Genomic DNA, 16,468 nt, shown 5'->3' with positions numbered 1-16,468 from the left:
CCATGTCCCGTCGCATGCTCCCCATCGCGATCGCCGTGCCGCTGATCGCCGTCGCCGTCTCCGGCTGCGGCTCGGGGCAGGAGCCCTTCGGCGGCCCCTTCGACGGTCCCCAGCCCGGCGGCGACCCGGAGGTGGCCTCGGAGCGCTCGGACCGCCTGCGCCAGGACCTCGCCGCGTCCTGCCTGGACGAGCCCTCCGCGCACGACACCTCGCAGGCCCCGACCGACCCGATCGACGCGCAGACTCCGGGCGCCTCGGAGGTCCCCGGATTCGGCTGGCTCGACCCGGGGCCCGGGACGACGGCCGCCGAAGCCCTGGAGACCGCCGTGGAAGGGGCCCGGTCCGATCTGGACCTCGCCGTGAGCGTCGGGGTCCACGACCGGGGCTCGGGCGGCACGCAGCTCGTGGGCGAGCAGCGGACCTACCCCGCGGCCAGCCTCTCGAAGCTGCCCGTCGCCATGACCTTCGTCCACCAGCTCCGGGAGGACGACCAGGAGCTCACGGAGGAGGACCACCGCCTGCTCGAGGAGGCGCTCGTGCGCAGCGACAACGACGCCGCCTCGCAGCTGTACACGCGCCTGGGCGCCTCGGAGCCCGAGCGGACCGCAGCCCTGCAGGAGACGTTCGACCTGCTCGGGACCGACAACGGCGCCGCGTCCGACTGGCCCGGGGCCGACCCGACCTCCGCGGCCGATCAGCTGCGGATCGTCGACGCGCTGCAGGACCCGCCGCCGTGGCTGGATCAGGAGGACGCCGAGCTGCTCACGGGCCTGATGGCGGTCCCGGGCGCGGACGGCCGGCAGCCGGACGAGTCGCAGGACTTCGGCGTGGGCTCGCTGGCCCTTCCTCCCGATCAGGCAGTCGCGCAGGACGTCCATGTGAAGAACGGCTGGATCGACGACTCCTACGAGGGCACCGGCACCTGGAGCGCCGGCTCGACCGGGTTCGCCCGCGTGGACTCCGCCGACCTCGACCTCGTGATCCAGCTCGACGGCGCCCCGAGCTACGAGTGCGCCTTCAGCGCCTTGGACGCCATGGCACACGTGAGCGCGCAGACGGCCGGGAGCTGATCCGCTCCCGGCCGTCCTCGCCTGCGTCGTCATGCTGGGCGAGGCCAGCGCGCATGCGCCGCTCAGGGCGTCATGCGGGTTCCGGAGTGGTCGCGTCGCGGACCTCGCCCACGAGCTCCTCGAGGACGTCCTCGAGCGCCACGATCGAGCGCTGCCCGCGGCTCTGCGCACCCGACTCCACGAGCGCCAGGTGGGCCTGCGTGGCCTGCATGCGGCGCATGACCGACTGCAGCTTGGCGTCGTCCGGGACGCGGCCCAGGGCGTAGACGATCGAGGCGGGGAAGACCTCGTCGCGCGCCTCGCCCGGCAGCGCCAGGATGTCCTTCGTGTGGATGTAGCCCTCCAGGCTGCCGTCGTCGCCCACGACCGGGAAGCGGGAGAAGCCCGTCTCCACGCTGAGCTGCTCGATCTGGGCGGGGGTGGCCGAGACCGGCACGGTGCGGATCTCCTCGATCGGGATCGCGACGTCGGAGGCCGTCAGCTTCTCGAACTCCAGCGCACCGGTCAGCAGGCCGATCTCGTCGGCGTCGAGCAGGCCCTCGCGGCCCGACTCCTCGACGAAGCCCGCGACCTCGACCGAGGTGAACGTTGAGGAGACCTCGTCCTTCGGCACGGCCTTGAGCACGTGGCGCACCACCAGGTTGGCGGTCGCGTTCATCAGCCAGATGAACGGGCGCAGGACCACGACGAACACGCGCAGCACGGGACCCAGCAGCAGCGCCGAGGCGGCGGGCTGGGCGATCGCGATGTTCTTGGGGACCATCTCGCCGACCACCATGTGCAGGAAGGTGACGATCAGCAGGGCGATCACCAGGGCGATCGGGTGGATGAGGAGCTCGGGGACGCCCACGGCCTCGAACAGCGGCTCGATCATCGCGGCGATCGCCGGCTCGCCGACCGAGCCGATGAGCAGCGAGCAGGCGGTGATGCCCAGCTGGGTCGCGGCCAGGGACGTGGAGACGTCCTCGATGCCCTTGAGGGCCATGCGGGCTCCGCGGGAGCCCTCGGCCGCCCGCGGCTCGAGCTGGTCGCGCCGAGCGGAGACCATGGCGAACTCGGAGCCCACGAAGTAGGCGTTGCCGAGCAGCAGGAGGATCAGGATCAGGATCGCGCCGAGGCCGTCCATCATCGATCGCCCCCTTCCTTCAGAGCGGTCTCGAGACCGGCGGATTCATGACCGGACACGCCGTCGTCCTCGACGGTCTCGTAGCGGACGGGCTCCTCCTCGGAGTCCTCGTCCTCGATCTCCTGGGCCAGCCGGACCACGACGACGCGCTCGACGCGGTACTGGTCCATCCGGGCGACCTTGAGCGAGAGGCGGGCCGGGATCGGCAGGTCGTCCTCGTCGCGGTGCTCCCGGTCGGTGCACTCGAGCTGGATCTCGTCCCCGACCTCGGGGAGGCGGTCCAGCTTCTCGGAGATGAGGCCGCCGATGGTGTCGGTCTCCTCGCCCTCCGGGATCTCGAGCTTGACGATGTCGCCCAGCTCGTCCGGGCGCAGGAGGCCGGCGATGACGATCGAGCCGTCGCGGCGGCGACGGTACTTGGCCAGCGTGGTGTCCTGCTCGTCGTCGATCTCGCCGACGATCTCCTCGATCAGGTCCTCGAGGGTGACGATCCCGGCGGTGCCGCCGTACTCGTCGACCACGATCGCCATCTGCAGGCCGGGCTGCCGCAGCTCCCGCATGAGCGGGTCCAGGGTCATGGAGTCGGAGACCGCCTCGACCTCGTGCGCGATGTCGCGGACGGTGGTCGTGCGACGCTGGTCGTACGGGACCGCCAGGGCGTGCTTGAAGTGGACGACGCCGACGATGTCGTCCACGCTCTCGCCCATCACGGGGAAGCGGGAGTGGCCGGTCGAGGCCGCGAGCTCGAGCAGCTCGGCCACCGTCTCGTCCTCGACGAAGTGCACGCGCGGGCGCGGCATCATCACGTCGGCGGCCGTGCGGTCGCCGAACTCGATGGAGCGGGCCACGAGCTCGGCCGTCCCGGCGTCGAGCGTGCCCTCCTCGCCCGAGCGGGAGACCACGGCCGCGAGCTCCTGCCCGCTGCGCGCGTTGGCGACCTCCTCGCGCGGATCGAAGCCCAGCCAGCGCAGGATCTGGTTGGCCGACGCGTTGAGCAGGCGCACGAGCCAGCCGAAGACGAACATGAAGATGTTCTGCGGCCGCAGGACCAGGTCCGCGACCTTCATGGGCTCGGCGATCGCCCAGTTCTTGGGGACGAGCTCGCCGAAGACCATCTGGACGAACGTCACGATGATGAAGGCGCCCGTGGTGCCGGCGAAGGTCACGACGCCTTCGGGCAGGCCCGTGATGCCGAAGAGCTCGCTGAGCAGGACGCCCACCGAGGGGGCGGTGAGATAGCCGGCGATCAGGCTCGTGACCGTGATGCCCAGCTGGGCGCCCGAGAGGTTGGTCGACGTGCGCGAGAGGGCGCGGTCCAGGGCGATGGCCTTGCGATCGCCCGCATCGATGCGGGCTCGGACGTCGTTGCGGTTGATCGTCAGGTACGAGAACTCGACCGCGACGAACAGGGCGTTGCCGAGGACCAGCAGCAGGACGACGGCCAGCAGGAGCAGGGCTGCGACGAGGGGGCTCACCTGGCCATCACCGCCGATGCCGCGCTCGAGGGCTGATCAGCGGACTGCGGGGGACGGGCTGCGCGCCGGGCGGACGAACCGCTACTTCGATACTCCGAATCATCCGAGCCCACGGCTCGGGCGGTGCCGGCGGCGCCCCAGGACATGTCTGAAGGCATGCGCCCCAGTGTAGGTGGTCGTGTCACGCTCCGGGAATCCCTGTGGGGAAGGACGCACCCGCGCCGTCGCGCCGGATCATGGAACGCTCCGCGCCGCGGACGCGCGAGGCCGTCCGGACGCGGAAAGCCCGGAGGCGGCGGCCCCGCGTGGGGTCCGCCGCCTCCGGGCGAAGCGATCGATCAGGGCTCGATCAGCGGGCCGCTGCGCCTCAGAAGGAGGCGTAGTAGTCGACCGACATGGCGCTGACCGGGTGCACCTGGGTGCCCTGGCCCGGGTTCAGGGCCGAGATCATCTGGCCGTTGCCCAGGTAGATGCCGACGTGCGCGCCGCCGTTCTGGATGACCAGGTCGCCCGGCTGGGGGGCGGAGGTCGGGGTGCCGGCTGCGCCCTGGGCGGCAGCGGTGCGGGGCAGGTCGATGCCGTTCTGGGCGTAGACGTACTGGACGAAGCCGGAGCAGTCCCAGCCGCCCGGGGTGGTGCCGCCCCAGACGTAGGGCGAGCCCTGGTAGGACATCGCGGAGCCGGCGATGCCGGAGGTCGAGGCGGGGGCCTCGGAGGAGGCCGAGCCGACCGACTGGGTCGAGACGTCGTTCGAGTCGTCCGCGGCGGCGGGGCCGGCCGGGGCCTCGGAGGAGGCCGAGGCGGCGCCGAGCGTGGAGGCCGGGGCGGCCGAGGAGGTCGACGAGCCGTCGCCGTAGGTGTAGGTGGTGTTGCCGGAGGCGTCGGTGCTCCAGGAGTAGTTCCAGCCGGCGGAGGCCGCGGCGGCGGAGTCGAAGCCGGCCGAGGAGGCGGGCTGCGTGCCGGTGATGGTCGGCGCGGCGGCGGAGGCCGGGGCGATGGTGGCAGCGGCGGCGAAGCCGGCGACTGCCAGGCCGAGGCCGGTGCGACGGGCGGCGGTGGTGATGTTCTGCATGGTGTTCTCCTCCAGTGTGCCTACGAGGTGAGCTGTCGGGTTCGGATTGGAGCATCCGGCCGAGGCTCGAGTGGGTGGACAGCCTCGGCTTCACCCCAAGGCCCGCGATCGCGATGGTTCACGCGTGCCGGGAAGTGGGTCCCCCGCTCCTGCCAGGTCCGTTTAGGGATCTTCGCCGGGCGGCAGCAGGATGCGGCGATCCGCCCGGGAGCGCCGCCCGTCCGAGCGGCACGGATAGAACAGTAACGAACAGGTCACGGTTTGTCACGGCTCGATAACGTGACACGCCCCGCAACCCCCTCGCGGCACCCTCGAGAGACAGCCGAGGGCCCCGGCCGGGACCGCATACCCCCTGGTCAGAAGGGGTTCAGCGGCCCCCGGCCGGGGCCCTCTCGTGAAAACCGCCACACTTGGGCGGACACCGGATTCAGCGAGGGATCACAGTGAGATCACGGTCGCCGCACAGCCCGGATCGGGCCGGGATCACCAGGTGCCCCAGTAGGACTCCTCGGTCGAATCCGCCCAGTCGTTCTCCCAGAAGTCGACGCTCCGGCCCTCGGGGCTGTCCGCGTAGCCCTCGGTGGTCTCGTCCCACGAGTAGCCGAAGGAGGACTCGAAGAGGCTGCCCGAGTAGCCGGTGGCGTCCTCCGAGTACCGCTCGGCGACGCGGTCGGTCGCGCGGTCGCCGTAGTAGGTGCTGTAGAAGCTCTCGCCGTCCTGCTCGGTGATCTCGTTCCAGGACTCGGCCTTGGACTCGCTCTGGAACGAGCTGCTGCGGACCGGGTTCCTGCCGTCGCGGGAGTGCTCGCTCTCCACGGTGCGCTCAGAGAACTCATCCGAGTAGACGTCGGAGAACGAGTAGTCGCCCTGGGTGAAGGTGCTCTCGGCGTAGAAGCGGTCGTGGGACGTGGTGGTCGTCGTGCTGCCGAACTCGGCGGCCATGGCCGGAGTCGCGGACACGGCGCCCAGGCCGAGCAGGAGCGCGGAGGCGGACAGGACGGACGTGCGACGCATGATGGTCTCCTCAGATTCGTCGTGGTGCGCGGCATCCGCGGGCAGCGGCGCCAGGTCTGACATCGCTCACTCCACACCATCGGCGTGACGGCCGAGCAGACACTCCCTCAAACTTGGGAGCCCGCTCGTTCACCTGGCGTTCATGCGCGCGGCAGCCCCTCGCCCGGGCCCGCCACGGCGTCCTGGAAATCGAGAATATGACTTCGCAACAGGCCAGACGCCGTTGTGTGGTCCCCGCGCGAGGCCGCTCGGAGGATCGCCCAGTGCTCCGACTGCAGCCTGCGGCGCAGCGCGGGCCAGTCGTTCACCCGCGCGACACCTTCCGTGACGTAGCCGATCACCGCGGTGCGCAGCGAGGCCAGCATGGTCGTCGAGACCACGTTCCCGGACATCTCGCTCAGGGTCACGTGGAACTCCGCGTCGAGCGAGTGGAAGTCGTCGTCGGGGACGTCGTCGTCCATGCGCAGCAGGAGGTCCCGGGCGCGCCCGCAGACCTCCTCCCGCGTCTCGGGGGATGCCGCGCCGGCGCGCTCCATCGCCTGGGTCTCGAGCAGCAGGCGCGCCTCGACGACGTCGTCCATGGGCAGCGCCCGAGTGGCCACGTGCATCCGCAGCGCCCACGCGAGGGCCCGGGACGGCTCGGAGACGACGATCGCCCCCGACCGCGGTCCCGACCCCGCCGCGCTGCGCACGAGGCCCAGGGCGTCCAGGACCCGGATGCCCTCGCGCACCGAGGCCCGGGAGATCCCGAAGCGCTCCGCCAGGGCCCGCTCCCCCGGGAGCTTGTCCCCGACCGAGAGCGTCCCCGCGCGCAGCTGCTGCTCCACCCACTCCAGGACCACGGCGTGGGCCGCGTCCCGGGGCCCCTCGGGCTCCGGGACGAAGGGCCCGTGGGCCGGTTCGGAGTCCGTCACTGGACCGGGAGCATCCAGGCCAGGACGTTCGACTGCAGGAACACGAGCAGGCAGAGCACGAGCAGCATGCCGACCGACCACGGGAGGACCTTCTTGAAGATCTCCGACTCCTTGCCCGGCAGGCCCACCGACGTGGCCGCGATGGCCAGCGACTGCGGCGAGATCATCTTGCCGACGACGCCGCCCGTGGTGTTCGACGCGACCATCAGGGCCGGGTCGAGCCCGGCGCCCTCGGCGGCCGTCTGCTGGAGGTTGGAGAACAGCGCGTTCGCCGACGTGTCCGAGCCGGTCACCGCGGTGCCGACCCAGCCGAGCACCGGGGAGAAGAACGCGAAGGCCGCGCCGAGCCCCGCCACGAAGGTGCCGATGGCCAGCGTCTGGCCCGAGAAGTTCATGACGTAGGCCAGGGCGAGCACCGACACGATGGTCAGCGCCGAGAAGCGCATCTTGTAGATGCACTCGGCGATCTCCCGCAGGCCCTTGCCGATCGTCATGGGGAACCGGCCGCCGTGCGTGAAGATGCTGTAGATCACGGTCACGAGCAGGCCGGTGATCAGCAGCAGGGTGCCCGGCGAGGACAGCCACTGGAAGGTGTAGACCGTCGAGGAGACCGGCTCGCCGGCCGCGTCGACCAGGCGGCCGTCGAGGCCCGGCCAGGGGATCTTGACGTCGGTCGCGGCCAGGGCGGCGGGGACATCGACGCCGGCGGTCCACAGCTTGGCGATGCCGAAGACCGCGACGACCAGGACGTAGGGCAGCACGGCCATCCACACCCGCGCCGGCGTGAGCTCGGAGACCGACTCGACGTGCTCGATGCCCAGGCGGTCCTTGGCCTCCATGGCGCCGCGGGGGCGCCAGAAGCGCAGCAGGATCACGGCCGCGACCAGCCCGACGAGGGCCGCGACGACGTCCGTGAGCTCGTAGGAGAAGTGGGTGGAGGTCCACCACTGGGCCACCGCGAAGGAGCCGCCGATGACCAGCGCAGCGGGCCAGGCGTCGCGCACGCCGCGCACGCCGTCGATCAGCAGCAGGAGGAACATCGGCACCACGAGCGCGAAGAACGGGGCCTGGTGGCCCACGATCGCGCCGATGTGGGCGGAGTCGATGCCGGTCAGCCGGCCGGCGGTGGTGATCGGGATGGCCACGGCGCCGAAGGCGACCGGCGCGGTGTTGGCGATCAGCACGACGGTCGCAGTCTTCAGGGGCTTGAGCCCGATCGCCATGATCATCGTGGCCGTGATCGCCACGGGGGCGCCGAAGCCGGCCAGGGCCTCGAGCAGGCCGCCGAAGCAGAAGGCGATCAGAATGGCCTGGATGCGGACGTCGCCGCCGCCGATCGTGTCGAAGATCGAGCGCATGTCCTCGAAGCGCCCGGCCGCCACGGTCACCTGGTAGAACCACAGCGCCATGATCACGATCCACACGATCGGGAACAGGCCGAAGGCCGCGCCCTGGGTGGCCGAGAGCAGTGCCAGGTCGACCGGCATGTCGAAGCCGAGCACGGCCGCCAGCAGCGCTGCGGCCAGGGCGATGAGCCCGGAGAGCCAGGCGCTGCGCTTGAGCCCGACCAGGCAGACGAAGAAGACGACCAGGGGGATCAGGCCGACCAGGGCGGAGAGGCCGAGGCTTCCGCCGACGGCATCCACCTGTGCGGTGTAGGTGTCCATGGGGACCTCCGGAGGGTGTGGGCAGATGTTCCGGGATCGACCGGCCGCTCACCTGCGACCGAAGTCACGTTCAGGTATGGTCTGACCACACGATCCTGACGGGACTGTACATGATGCCCATCACATCTTCGGACCCGTCGGGAAGAGGACGTCCGGGAGGGCCCATGAGGATCGCACTGTTCGCCACCTGCATCGTCGATGCGATGTATCCCAAGGTCGCCCTGGCGACCGTCCGCCTGCTCGAGCGGCTCGGCCACGAGGTCGTCTTCCCCCCGGGGCAGGGGTGCTGCTCCCAGATGCACGTCAACAGCGGCTACTTCGACGACGCCCTGCCGATCGTGCGCAATCACGTCGAGGCGTTCACGGAGGCCGACTACGACGTGGCTGTCGCTCCCTCGGGCTCGTGCGTGGCCTCCCTGGGCCACCAGCAGCCGCTGGTCGCGCGCAAGGGCGGCGACGAGGCCCTGGCCCGGCGCGCCGAGGAGGTCGCCGGGCGCACCTACGAGCTCAGCGAGCTGCTCACGGACGTGCTCGGGGTGACGGACGCGGCCGCGCAGCTGGGCTCGTGGTTCCCGCACCGGATCACCTATCACCCCTCCTGCCACGGGCTCCGCATCCTGGGGCTGGGCGACCGGCCCAAGGCGCTGCTGTCCTCGGTGGAGGATCTCGAGCTCGTCGAGCTCGGCGACGCCTACGAGTGCTGCGGCTTCGGCGGGACCTTCTCCTTCAAGAACCCCGACGTCTCCGGGGCCATGGCCGAGGCCAAGCTCCGGCGGATCGAGGAGACGCAGACCGAGGCATGCGCCGGCGGCGACGTCTCCTGCATGCTCCACATGAACGGGGCGGCCGCCCGCCGCAAGTCGCCCGTGCGCACCATCCACCTCGCGGAGATCCTGGCCTCGACCCGGCAGAACCCCCTCGAGATCGAGGACACCGCCGAGCTGTCCATCCCCCGCGGGACCGCGTCCATCGAACCCCGCACCACGGCCCCCGCCGTCGAGACCGCCGAAGGAGCCGCACGATGACCTCTGTCCAGCTCGGCATGCCGTCCATGCCCCCCGCCTACGGAGTCGGCAACCTCTACGAGGAGACCCCGTTCCCGCGCCACGCCCGCGAGGAGCTGCGCGACGACCAGATGCGGGCCAACATCGGTCACGCGACCCACAGCATCCGCACCAAGCGCAACCGCGTCGTCGGCGAGCTGCCCGACTGGGAGGAGCTGCGCGACGCCGGCGCCGCCGTGAAGCAGGAGGTCGCCGCGCGGATGCCCGAGCTGCTCGAGCAGTTCGAGGCCAATGTCACCGCGCGCGGCGGGATCGTGCACTGGGCCCGCGACGCCCAGGAGGCCAACCGCATCGTCACCGACCTGGTGCGGGCCAAGGGGGTCGAGGAGGTCATCAAGGTCAAGTCGATGGCCACCCAGGAGATGGGTCTCAACGAGCACCTGGACGCCGAGGGGATCCGCGCGATCGAGACCGACCTGGCCGAGCTGATCGTGCAGCTCGGCGAGGACAAGCCGTCGCACATCCTGGTCCCGGCGATCCACAAGAACCGCGACCAGATCCGCGAGATCTTCTCCCGCCGGATGCCGGGCCTGACCCGCGAGCTCACGAACGAGCCGGCCGTCCTGGCCGAGGCCTCCCGCCGCTTCCTGCGCGAGAAGTTCCTGGACACCTCCGTGGCGATCTCCGGGGCCAACTTCGGCATCGCCGAGACCGGCACCCTCACGGTGGTCGAGTCCGAGGGCAACGGCCGCATGTGCCTGACCCTGCCCGAGACCCTGATCACCGTGATGGGCGTGGAGAAGCTGCTGCCCCGCTTCTCCGACCTGGAGGTCTTCACCCAGCTGCTGCCGCGCTCGTCGACCGGCGAGCGCATGAACCCCTACACGTCCATGTGGACGGGCGTGCACGAGGGCGACGGCCCCCAGGAGTTCCACGTGGTCCTGCTGGACAACGGCCGCTCCGCGGTGCTGTCGGATCCCGAGGGCCGCGATGCCCTGCGCTGCATCCGCTGCTCGGCCTGCCTCAACGCCTGCCCGGTGTACGAGCACGCCGGCGGCCACGCCTACGGCTCGGTCTACCCGGGCCCGATCGGCGCGATCCTCTCCCCGCAGCTCACCGGCATCGCGGCCGCGGAGAACGACTCCCTGCCCTACGCGTCGTCCCTGTGCGGACGCTGCTACGAGGTCTGCCCGGTCAAGATCGACATCCCGTCGATCCTGGTGCACATGCGCGACGAGGACGTGCGCACGCAGCACGGCGAGCGCAGCGAGGCCGAGCGCATCCAGCACGAGACGTCCGGCCGGCACCGCAAGCAGGTGCTCGCCCATCAGGGCGACCGGCCCGATGCCCGCACGACCCACGGCATGCCGGAGGCCCCGGACGACTCCGGGCCCTCGGCGCTGCGCACGGCGATCGGACGCTTCCAGGGCGCGATGCCGTCGCAGATGGACCTGCTGATGAAGGCCGCGGGTTTCGCCATGACCTCGGGCACCCGCATGCGCCTGGCCGAGAAGGCGCTCCCGCTCGGGCGCGCCGCGATGAAGCCGATGGGCGGGCTCAAGTGGATGCCCGGCGTCGTCGGCGGCTGGACCCAGCAGCGCGACATCCCCGTGGTGCCCCAGCAGTCCTTCCGCAACTGGTGGCGCGAGCACGACGGCGAGGCCGAGCAGCGCCGCAGCGCGGATCTGGGCGAGCGCTCGCTCGAGTCCGCCGAGCCCCGACCCCCCGAGGGCCCCTCGCTGGCCGGACGGACGGAGGACGGAGCGGCCTGGGGCTCGACCGCGCCGCAGGTCCGCGCCCGAAGGGCCGGTCTCGTGCAGCCGGAGTCCCCCGTGGTCGACGGGATGATCGGCAGCGCCCTCAGCGAGCAGACCATCGGCGGCATCGACGAGGCCGCCGGACGCACCGACACGGAGGAGCAGGCATGAGCACCGATCCGAGGGCCGAGGCCGCCGATGCCCGCAGCACGATCCTGACCAGGATCCGCGCCTCGATCGCGGATCAGCCGCAGGCCCCGCAGATCCCCCGGGGCTACCGGCGCCGCTCGGAGCTGTCGCCGGAGCAGATCGTGGACATGCTCGAGAACCGGCTGGTCGACTATCGCGCCACGGTCCACCGGGAGGACATGTCCTCCCTGCGCGACCGCCTCGCCGAGCTGCTGGCGGAAGGGCCCACGATCGTGCCCGAGGGGCTGGACGCCGGGTGGCTGCCGGAGTCGCTGCACACGGTGCGCGACAGCTCCGACACGGGTCAGCCGCTCTCGCCGCGCGAGCTGGACGAGGTGGCGGCCGTCGTGACCACCTCGACCGTGTCGTGCGCCGAGACGGGCACCATCTTCCTCAACTCCGCCCCCGGCGAGGGGAGGCGGGCGCTGTCGCTGGTCCCCGACCACCACGTGTGCATCGTGCCCCTGGACTCGGTCGTGGAGCTGATCCCCGAGGCCTTCGAGCGGATCGATCCGGAGGCCCCGGTGACGATGATCTCGGGGCCGTCGGCCACCTCCGACATCGAGCTCGAGCGCGTGGAGGGCGTCCATGGGCCCCGTCGTCTCGACGTGATCCTGCTCGACCGCGGCTGAGCCCGCCGCGCCGGCCCGAGGGCCCCTTCCCGGAAGCGTCCGAACCCCGCCTCCGGGAAGGGGGCCTCGGCACGCCCGCTACTGTGGTGGGCGACCGAACGTCGTCAGGCCCCGCACCGGGGCCGACCCGGAGGAGGACCCGTGACCACGCTCCACGATTTCAGCGCCGACACCATCGCCGGTTCGCAGGACGTCTTCGACCGCTTCGCGGGCCAGGTCGTCCTGGTGGTCAACACCGCCAGCGAATGCGGCCTGACGCCGCAGTACGACGGGCTGCAGAAGCTGCATGACGAGTTCAAGGACCGCGGCTTCACGGTCCTCGGCTTCCCGTGCAACCAGTTCGGCGCCCAGGAGCCCGGCGACGAGGCGCAGATCCAGGAGTTCTGCCGCACCGAGCACTCCGTGGACTTCCCGCTGTACCGGAAGGTCGACGTCAACGGGCTCGACGCCCACCCGCTGTGGGCATGGCTCAAGTCCCAGAAGTCCGGTGAGGACGGCGCGGAGATCGAGTGGAACTTCGCCAAGTTCCTCATCGACGGCGACGGCCGCGTGGTCGAGCGCTACTCTCCCCGCACCGCCCCGGAGCAGCTGCGCGAGGACATCGAGCAGCTGCTGTCGGGGGATGACGAGGGCGACGGCCGGACGGCCTGATCCCGCCGTGTCCTCCTCCGCAGCCGCCCAGCGGCGCTCCCCCGGAGGCCCCGGCAGCGGCCCCCTGATCCAGGGCGGGCCGCTGGCCCGGGTCCTGGGCGTCATCGAGGTGATCGGCAACCGCCTGCCGCACCCGTTCTGGCTCTTCGTGCTGCTGGCCCTGCTCATCATCCCGCTCTCCGAGCTGCTCGCCCGGCTGGGCGCCAGCGCGGTCGATCCCGTGACCGGCGAGACGGTCGCGGTCACCAGCCTCATGAACGCCGAGGGGCTGCGGCAGATCGTCGCCGGGGTGGTGCCGAACATCGTCGAGTTCCCGCCCCTGGGCGTGGTGCTCGTGGTCATGCTGGGCGTGGCCGTGGCCGACGGCGCCGGGCTGATCAACACGGCGCTGCGCGTGGCCGTGGCCAAGGTCCCGGCGCGCTGGCTCACGTTCGTGCTGGCCCTGGCCGGGGTGACCGGCTCGATCGCCTCCGACGCGATCACCGTGGTGCTCATCCCGCTGGGGGCCGCGGCCTTCAAGGCCGCGGGGCGCTCGGCGGTCCTGGGCGCGGTCGTCGCGTTCGCGTCCGCCTCGGCGGGCTTCAATGCGTCGCTCGTCGTGAACCTGACCGACCCCCTCCTGGGCGGGATCTCGACGTCGGCGGCCCAGCTGGTGGATCCGGAGTACGAGGTCTCCCCGATCGCCAACTACTACTTCTCGGCCGCTTCGGCCGTGGTGCTCGCGGTGCTCATCACCTTCGTGACCGAGCGGGTCCTGACCCGGATGACCGCCCGCATCCACGAGGCGGAGCTCGAGGCCGAGCGCGACGGCACGGCGCAGGCCGACGGCGAGGACGACGACCGCCCGCAGATCACCCAGGAGAACCTGCGCGTCTACAGCCCCGGGGAGATCCGCGGCCTGAAGTGGGCGGGCATCGCGACGGCCGGCTACGTGGTGCTGTACTTCCTGGCGCTGCTCCTGCCCTTCTCCCCGCTGCGCGGCGTCGAGGAGACGGGGGCGCTGAGCTCGGTGCTGATCACCGACATCTCCGGGCCGATCGCGCTGCTCTTCCTGGTCGCGGGCGTGGCCTACGGCATTCCCGCCGGGACGATCCGATCGTTCTCTGACATCCCGGAGCTCATGGCCCGCGGCATCCGGGACATCGCCGCGCTGCTGGTCCTGCTGGCCGCGGCGTCCCAGTTCATCGCCTTCTTCACCTGGACGGACATGGGGACGGTGATCGCGATCAGCGGCTCGAGCCTGCTCGACGCGGCCGGGCTCCCGCTGCCGCTGCTGTTCTTCAGCGTCGTGCTGATCGTCGCGGTCCTGAACCTGTTCCTGACCTCCGGGTCGGCTCTCTACACGCTCGTGGCCCCGGTGATCGTGCCGATGTTCATGTACCTCGGCGTGAATCCGGAGACCACCCAGATGCTGTACCGCATCGGCGACTCCGCGTTCAACATCATCACCCCGCTCAACGCGTTCTTCGCGCTGACGCTGGGTGTCATCCAGCAGCGGCTGCCGCGCGCCGGCATCGGGACGCTGATGTCGCTGCTGCTGCCGTTCGCGGTCTCGATCCTGGTGGTGTGGTTCCTGTTCTTCCTGCTCTGGTGGAGCCTCGGGATCCCGCTGGGCCCGGGGGCGCCGGCTGCCTGAGGCTCCCGCGCCCGGCCCGCGCGGGAAGACCGTGCCACCGGGAGGAGGCCGACGCGGGACGACCCCGATCCGGGAGCCGGAGAGAGGGACGGGGCGCTTCCGGGCGGGTCTGCCCACCCGCTGCCCGGAAGCGCCCCGAGGAATGCGCACCGGCCTCTGCCCGCCGGAGCGCTGCCCGTGCCGCGGCCCACCAGCCGCAGCACCCGATCTGCACCGAGCACCGTGACTGCCCATCATGCGGTGCTCGGGCCCTCGGCGCTCCCGCTGCCCGCGGGAGCTTCTGAGCCGAGGATCGGGAGGGCTCTTGCGAGCCCTCAGAGGTGAGACCGGGCAGGGGCCGGATCGTGACGCGGTCCGCGCAGGAATCTTCGGGAGGATCCGGCAGCGCGCCGATCGGAGGAAGGCCGCCCCCTGGACCAGGGAGCGGCCTTCCGTGCTGGGTGCCCGGGATGCTCGGGGAGGCTCTGCCCTTCCTCGACCCGAGCATCCCGGGGCCAGGAGCCCCGGGCTCTGCCCGCCCGGGCTCCTGTCGGCGCTGCGGACCACCCGCCGCAGCACCCGGTCCTCGCGGCAGCCGCGACTGCCCATCGGCGGCTGCTCGAGGACCGCGGGGCCTCCCACGAACCGGGGAGGTCCTGCATCTCTCCGCACCAGTGGTGCAAGAGCTCTTGCGAGCTCTCATACGGGTAGACCGGGCAGGGTGCGGATCGTGACGCGGTTCCGCAGAAGAATCCGAGGAATCTTCGGCCCGAGCCGGCCGGGCGGTCCGGCTCAGGCCGTCGGCGGCGCCCAGGCGAGCAGGATCCCCGCCCCGCACAGCACGATGACCGCGAGGAAGGCAGCGATCCAGAGGACGGCGGGCACCCGCGTGGCACGCGCCAGGGCCACGGCGTCGGAGGGCAGTCCCAGCGGGTGATCGCGCCGGGGGCGGCGGCTCAGCTGCCCGCCCACGTGACGACGGGCCAGCAGCCACCACGCCCTGAGGGATCCGAGCCACAGTGCGGCGCCCGCCGCGAGCATGAGCCACCTGCCAAGGGCCAGGTCGGCCCAGGCCAGGGCCGCGAGCGCTCCGGCCGCGCCCGCGGTGACCGCCCAGGAGAGCCGCCCCCGCATCACGATCAGGGAGGCCAGCAGGACGACGGCGCTCACGGCGGCGGCCAGGGGCCAGAGCCCGGCGCACGCCGCGCCCGCCCACAGGGCCCCGACGAGCGCCGGGAACGGGTACCCCCAGAAGGTCGACCAGACGGCCGTGGGACCGGTGCCGAACGAGTGGGTCACCCCTGAGTGGTCGGCCTCGATCCGGATCGTCATGACGCGGCGGCCGACGACCAGCCCGGCCAGGGCGTGGCCGAGCTCGTGCACCGCCGTGACCACGAGCCCGAACCAGCGCCACGTGCGGTGCGGCACGCACAGCGCCAGTGCCAGCAGCGCGCACAGCACGAGCTCCCAGTCCTCGGCCGGCGGTGCGGGACGTGCCACGAGCAGGTCGGTCATGCGCCGACCCTGGCACGGACGGCTGGGACGCGCCTGCGTCGCAGGTCGCGGAGGATCGGGGGCAGGGCGGCTGCGAGGATGAGCACCGCCCCGACCACGAGCGCCCCGAAGCCGAGCCACCAGTACCCCAGGGTGCCGATGATGCCCCCGAGGAAGAACAGCGCCACGAGCAGGCTCAGGACGCCCAGCTTCTCGCGGTCGGCGCGGGTGTCGGGTCCGTCGTCGCGGCAGACCAGGCGTCCGAGCTCCGCGGCGAGATCCGTGATCATCCCCGTCACATGGGTGGTGCGCACGGGGAAGTCCCGGATCCGGGTGATCAGGGCATTCTGCAGGCCCATGGTGAAGCACAGCGGGATCACGAGCACCACCTCGGTCTCGGGGCCCTCGAACCGGCCCGCGAGCAGTCCGATGATCAGCATCAGCATGCCTTCGAGGGCCAGGACCAGGGCGTACCTCGACGACATCCGCCTGCGTCGGCCCCAGCTGAAGACCACGGTGCAGACCATGGCCCCCAGGACGAACGACGCGATGCCGCTGACCGCCGCGATCACCAGGCCCCCGTCTCCTGCCATGAGGTGATCCGCGGCGGAGGCGGTCATCCCGGTCATGTGGGAGGTGTAGAGGCCGACGGCCACGAAGCCCACGGAGTTGAGCGCGCCCGCGATGACCACGAGCAGGTACGCGAGGTGACGATCGAAGAGCGGGCTGCGCCGGGGGCCGGACAGCAGCTGGGCATAGCGGGAGAGTCGGCGCATGTCCTCACGGTA

The 16,468-nt window shown here is 71.6% G+C and carries 14 protein-coding genes and 1 riboswitch; of the genes, 6 read left to right on the top strand and 8 right to left on the bottom strand.

Translation table 11 applies throughout. The features are described 5' to 3' along the window. Nucleotides 1-2: 2 nt before the first annotated feature. The gene (locus FSY66_RS02090; protein ID WP_144790735.1) at nucleotides 3-1,070 is read left to right on the top strand and encodes a serine hydrolase; all 1,068 of its coding nucleotides are present in this window, start codon (nucleotides 3-5) and stop codon (nucleotides 1,068-1,070) included. 70 nt (nucleotides 1,071-1,140) lie between these two features. Here the strand turns inward: FSY66_RS02090 and FSY66_RS02085 are convergent, their stop codons facing one another. The 6 genes from FSY66_RS02085 to FSY66_RS02060 all read right to left on the bottom strand — a co-directional run bounded on the left by FSY66_RS02085 (nucleotide 1,141) and on the right by FSY66_RS02060 (nucleotide 8,338). Continuing rightward, entirely contained in the window at nucleotides 1,141-2,196 is a 1,056-nt protein-coding gene (locus tag FSY66_RS02085; protein WP_144790851.1) for a hemolysin family protein, read from the bottom strand. Beyond that, on the bottom strand, nucleotides 2,196-3,671 hold the full coding sequence (locus FSY66_RS02080) for a hemolysin family protein (protein WP_144790733.1): 1,476 nt from the start codon (nucleotides 3,669-3,671) through the stop codon (nucleotides 2,196-2,198). Before FSY66_RS02080 ends, FSY66_RS02085 begins: the two co-directional genes overlap by 1 nt. Before the next feature lie 367 nt (nucleotides 3,672-4,038). Further along, nucleotides 4,039-4,743, bottom strand: a complete 705-nt coding sequence (locus FSY66_RS12740) for a C40 family peptidase (RefSeq protein WP_260853353.1) — start codon at nucleotides 4,741-4,743, stop codon at nucleotides 4,039-4,041. Between the two features lie 2 nt (nucleotides 4,744-4,745). Further along, nucleotides 4,746-4,922: riboswitch (cyclic di-AMP (ydaO/yuaA leader) on the bottom strand. A 304-nt stretch (nucleotides 4,923-5,226) separates the two neighbouring features. Continuing rightward, nucleotides 5,227-5,820: a hypothetical protein gene (locus tag FSY66_RS02070; RefSeq protein ID WP_186304350.1), complete on the bottom strand. Its 594-nt coding sequence runs from the start codon at nucleotides 5,818-5,820 to the stop codon at nucleotides 5,227-5,229. Between the two features lie 77 nt (nucleotides 5,821-5,897). After that, complete coding sequence (locus FSY66_RS02065; RefSeq protein WP_313955527.1) at nucleotides 5,898-6,671, bottom strand: FadR/GntR family transcriptional regulator; 774 nt, start codon at nucleotides 6,669-6,671, stop codon at nucleotides 5,898-5,900. After that, nucleotides 6,668-8,338, bottom strand: a complete 1,671-nt coding sequence (locus FSY66_RS02060; RefSeq protein WP_144790728.1) for an L-lactate permease — start codon at nucleotides 8,336-8,338, stop codon at nucleotides 6,668-6,670. Before FSY66_RS02060 ends, FSY66_RS02065 begins: the two co-directional genes overlap by 4 nt. 164 nt (nucleotides 8,339-8,502) lie before the next feature. On the opposite strand from FSY66_RS02060, the gene FSY66_RS02055 reads away from it, so the two are divergent. From FSY66_RS02055 to FSY66_RS02035, 5 genes are all read left to right on the top strand, one after another. After that, nucleotides 8,503-9,363, top strand: coding sequence for a (Fe-S)-binding protein (locus FSY66_RS02055; RefSeq protein ID WP_144790726.1), 861 nt, complete (start codon nucleotides 8,503-8,505; stop codon nucleotides 9,361-9,363). Further along, nucleotides 9,360-11,270 (top strand): LutB/LldF family L-lactate oxidation iron-sulfur protein, encoded by a 1,911-nt coding sequence (locus tag FSY66_RS02050; RefSeq protein WP_144790724.1) that lies wholly within the window; start codon nucleotides 9,360-9,362, stop codon nucleotides 11,268-11,270. Before FSY66_RS02055 ends, FSY66_RS02050 begins: the two co-directional genes overlap by 4 nt. Then, entirely contained in the window at nucleotides 11,267-11,920 is a 654-nt protein-coding gene (locus FSY66_RS02045; protein WP_144790722.1) for a LutC/YkgG family protein, read from the top strand. Before FSY66_RS02050 ends, FSY66_RS02045 begins: the two co-directional genes overlap by 4 nt. Nucleotides 11,921-12,061: 141 nt before the next feature. Beyond that, complete coding sequence (locus FSY66_RS02040) at nucleotides 12,062-12,571, top strand: glutathione peroxidase (protein WP_144790720.1); 510 nt, start codon at nucleotides 12,062-12,064, stop codon at nucleotides 12,569-12,571. Nucleotides 12,572-12,578: 7 nt separating this feature from the next. After that, nucleotides 12,579-14,207 (top strand): AbgT family transporter, encoded by a 1,629-nt coding sequence (locus FSY66_RS02035; protein ID WP_144790718.1) that lies wholly within the window; start codon nucleotides 12,579-12,581, stop codon nucleotides 14,205-14,207. A gap of 771 nt (nucleotides 14,208-14,978) precedes the next feature. Here FSY66_RS02035 and FSY66_RS02030 read toward each other — a convergent pair. Both FSY66_RS02030 and FSY66_RS02025 read right to left on the bottom strand, forming a co-directional pair. Then, the gene (locus tag FSY66_RS02030) at nucleotides 14,979-15,701 is read right to left on the bottom strand and encodes a M50 family metallopeptidase (protein ID WP_144790716.1); all 723 of its coding nucleotides are present in this window, start codon (nucleotides 15,699-15,701) and stop codon (nucleotides 14,979-14,981) included. After that, entirely contained in the window at nucleotides 15,698-16,456 is a 759-nt protein-coding gene (locus FSY66_RS02025) for a YoaK family protein (RefSeq protein ID WP_144790714.1), read from the bottom strand. Before FSY66_RS02025 ends, FSY66_RS02030 begins: the two co-directional genes overlap by 4 nt. Nucleotides 16,457-16,468 lie beyond the last annotated feature (12 nt).

The organism is Kocuria palustris (assembly GCF_007666205.1).
Lineage (GTDB): Bacteria > Actinomycetota > Actinomycetes > Actinomycetales > Micrococcaceae > Kocuria > Kocuria palustris_A.
The sequence above is the reverse complement of the archived record's forward strand: the minus strand, read 5'-3'. Positions and strand labels throughout refer to the sequence as shown.

Bases quoted from the DNA above. Each gene is read 5' to 3' on its own strand.
- FSY66_RS02090 (WP_144790735.1), top strand. From the start codon at position 3: ATGTCCCGTCGCATGCTCCCCATCGCGATCGCCGTGCCGCTGATCGCC.
- FSY66_RS02085 (WP_144790851.1), bottom strand. From the start codon at position 2,196: ATGGACGGCCTCGGCGCGATCCTGATCCTGATCCTCCTGCTGCTCGGC.
- FSY66_RS12740 (WP_260853353.1), bottom strand. From the start codon at position 4,743: ATGCAGAACATCACCACCGCCGCCCGTCGCACCGGCCTCGGCCTGGCA.
- FSY66_RS02070 (WP_186304350.1), bottom strand. From the start codon at position 5,820: ATGTCAGACCTGGCGCCGCTGCCCGCGGATGCCGCGCACCACGACGAA.
- FSY66_RS02060 (WP_144790728.1), bottom strand. From the start codon at position 8,338: ATGGACACCTACACCGCACAGGTGGATGCCGTCGGCGGAAGCCTCGGC.
- FSY66_RS02055 (WP_144790726.1), top strand. From the start codon at position 8,503: ATGAGGATCGCACTGTTCGCCACCTGCATCGTCGATGCGATGTATCCC.
- FSY66_RS02050 (WP_144790724.1), top strand. From the start codon at position 9,360: ATGACCTCTGTCCAGCTCGGCATGCCGTCCATGCCCCCCGCCTACGGA.
- FSY66_RS02045 (WP_144790722.1), top strand. From the start codon at position 11,267: ATGAGCACCGATCCGAGGGCCGAGGCCGCCGATGCCCGCAGCACGATC.
- FSY66_RS02030 (WP_144790716.1), bottom strand. From the start codon at position 15,701: ATGACCGACCTGCTCGTGGCACGTCCCGCACCGCCGGCCGAGGACTGG.
- FSY66_RS02025 (WP_144790714.1), bottom strand. From the start codon at position 16,456: ATGCGCCGACTCTCCCGCTATGCCCAGCTGCTGTCCGGCCCCCGGCGC.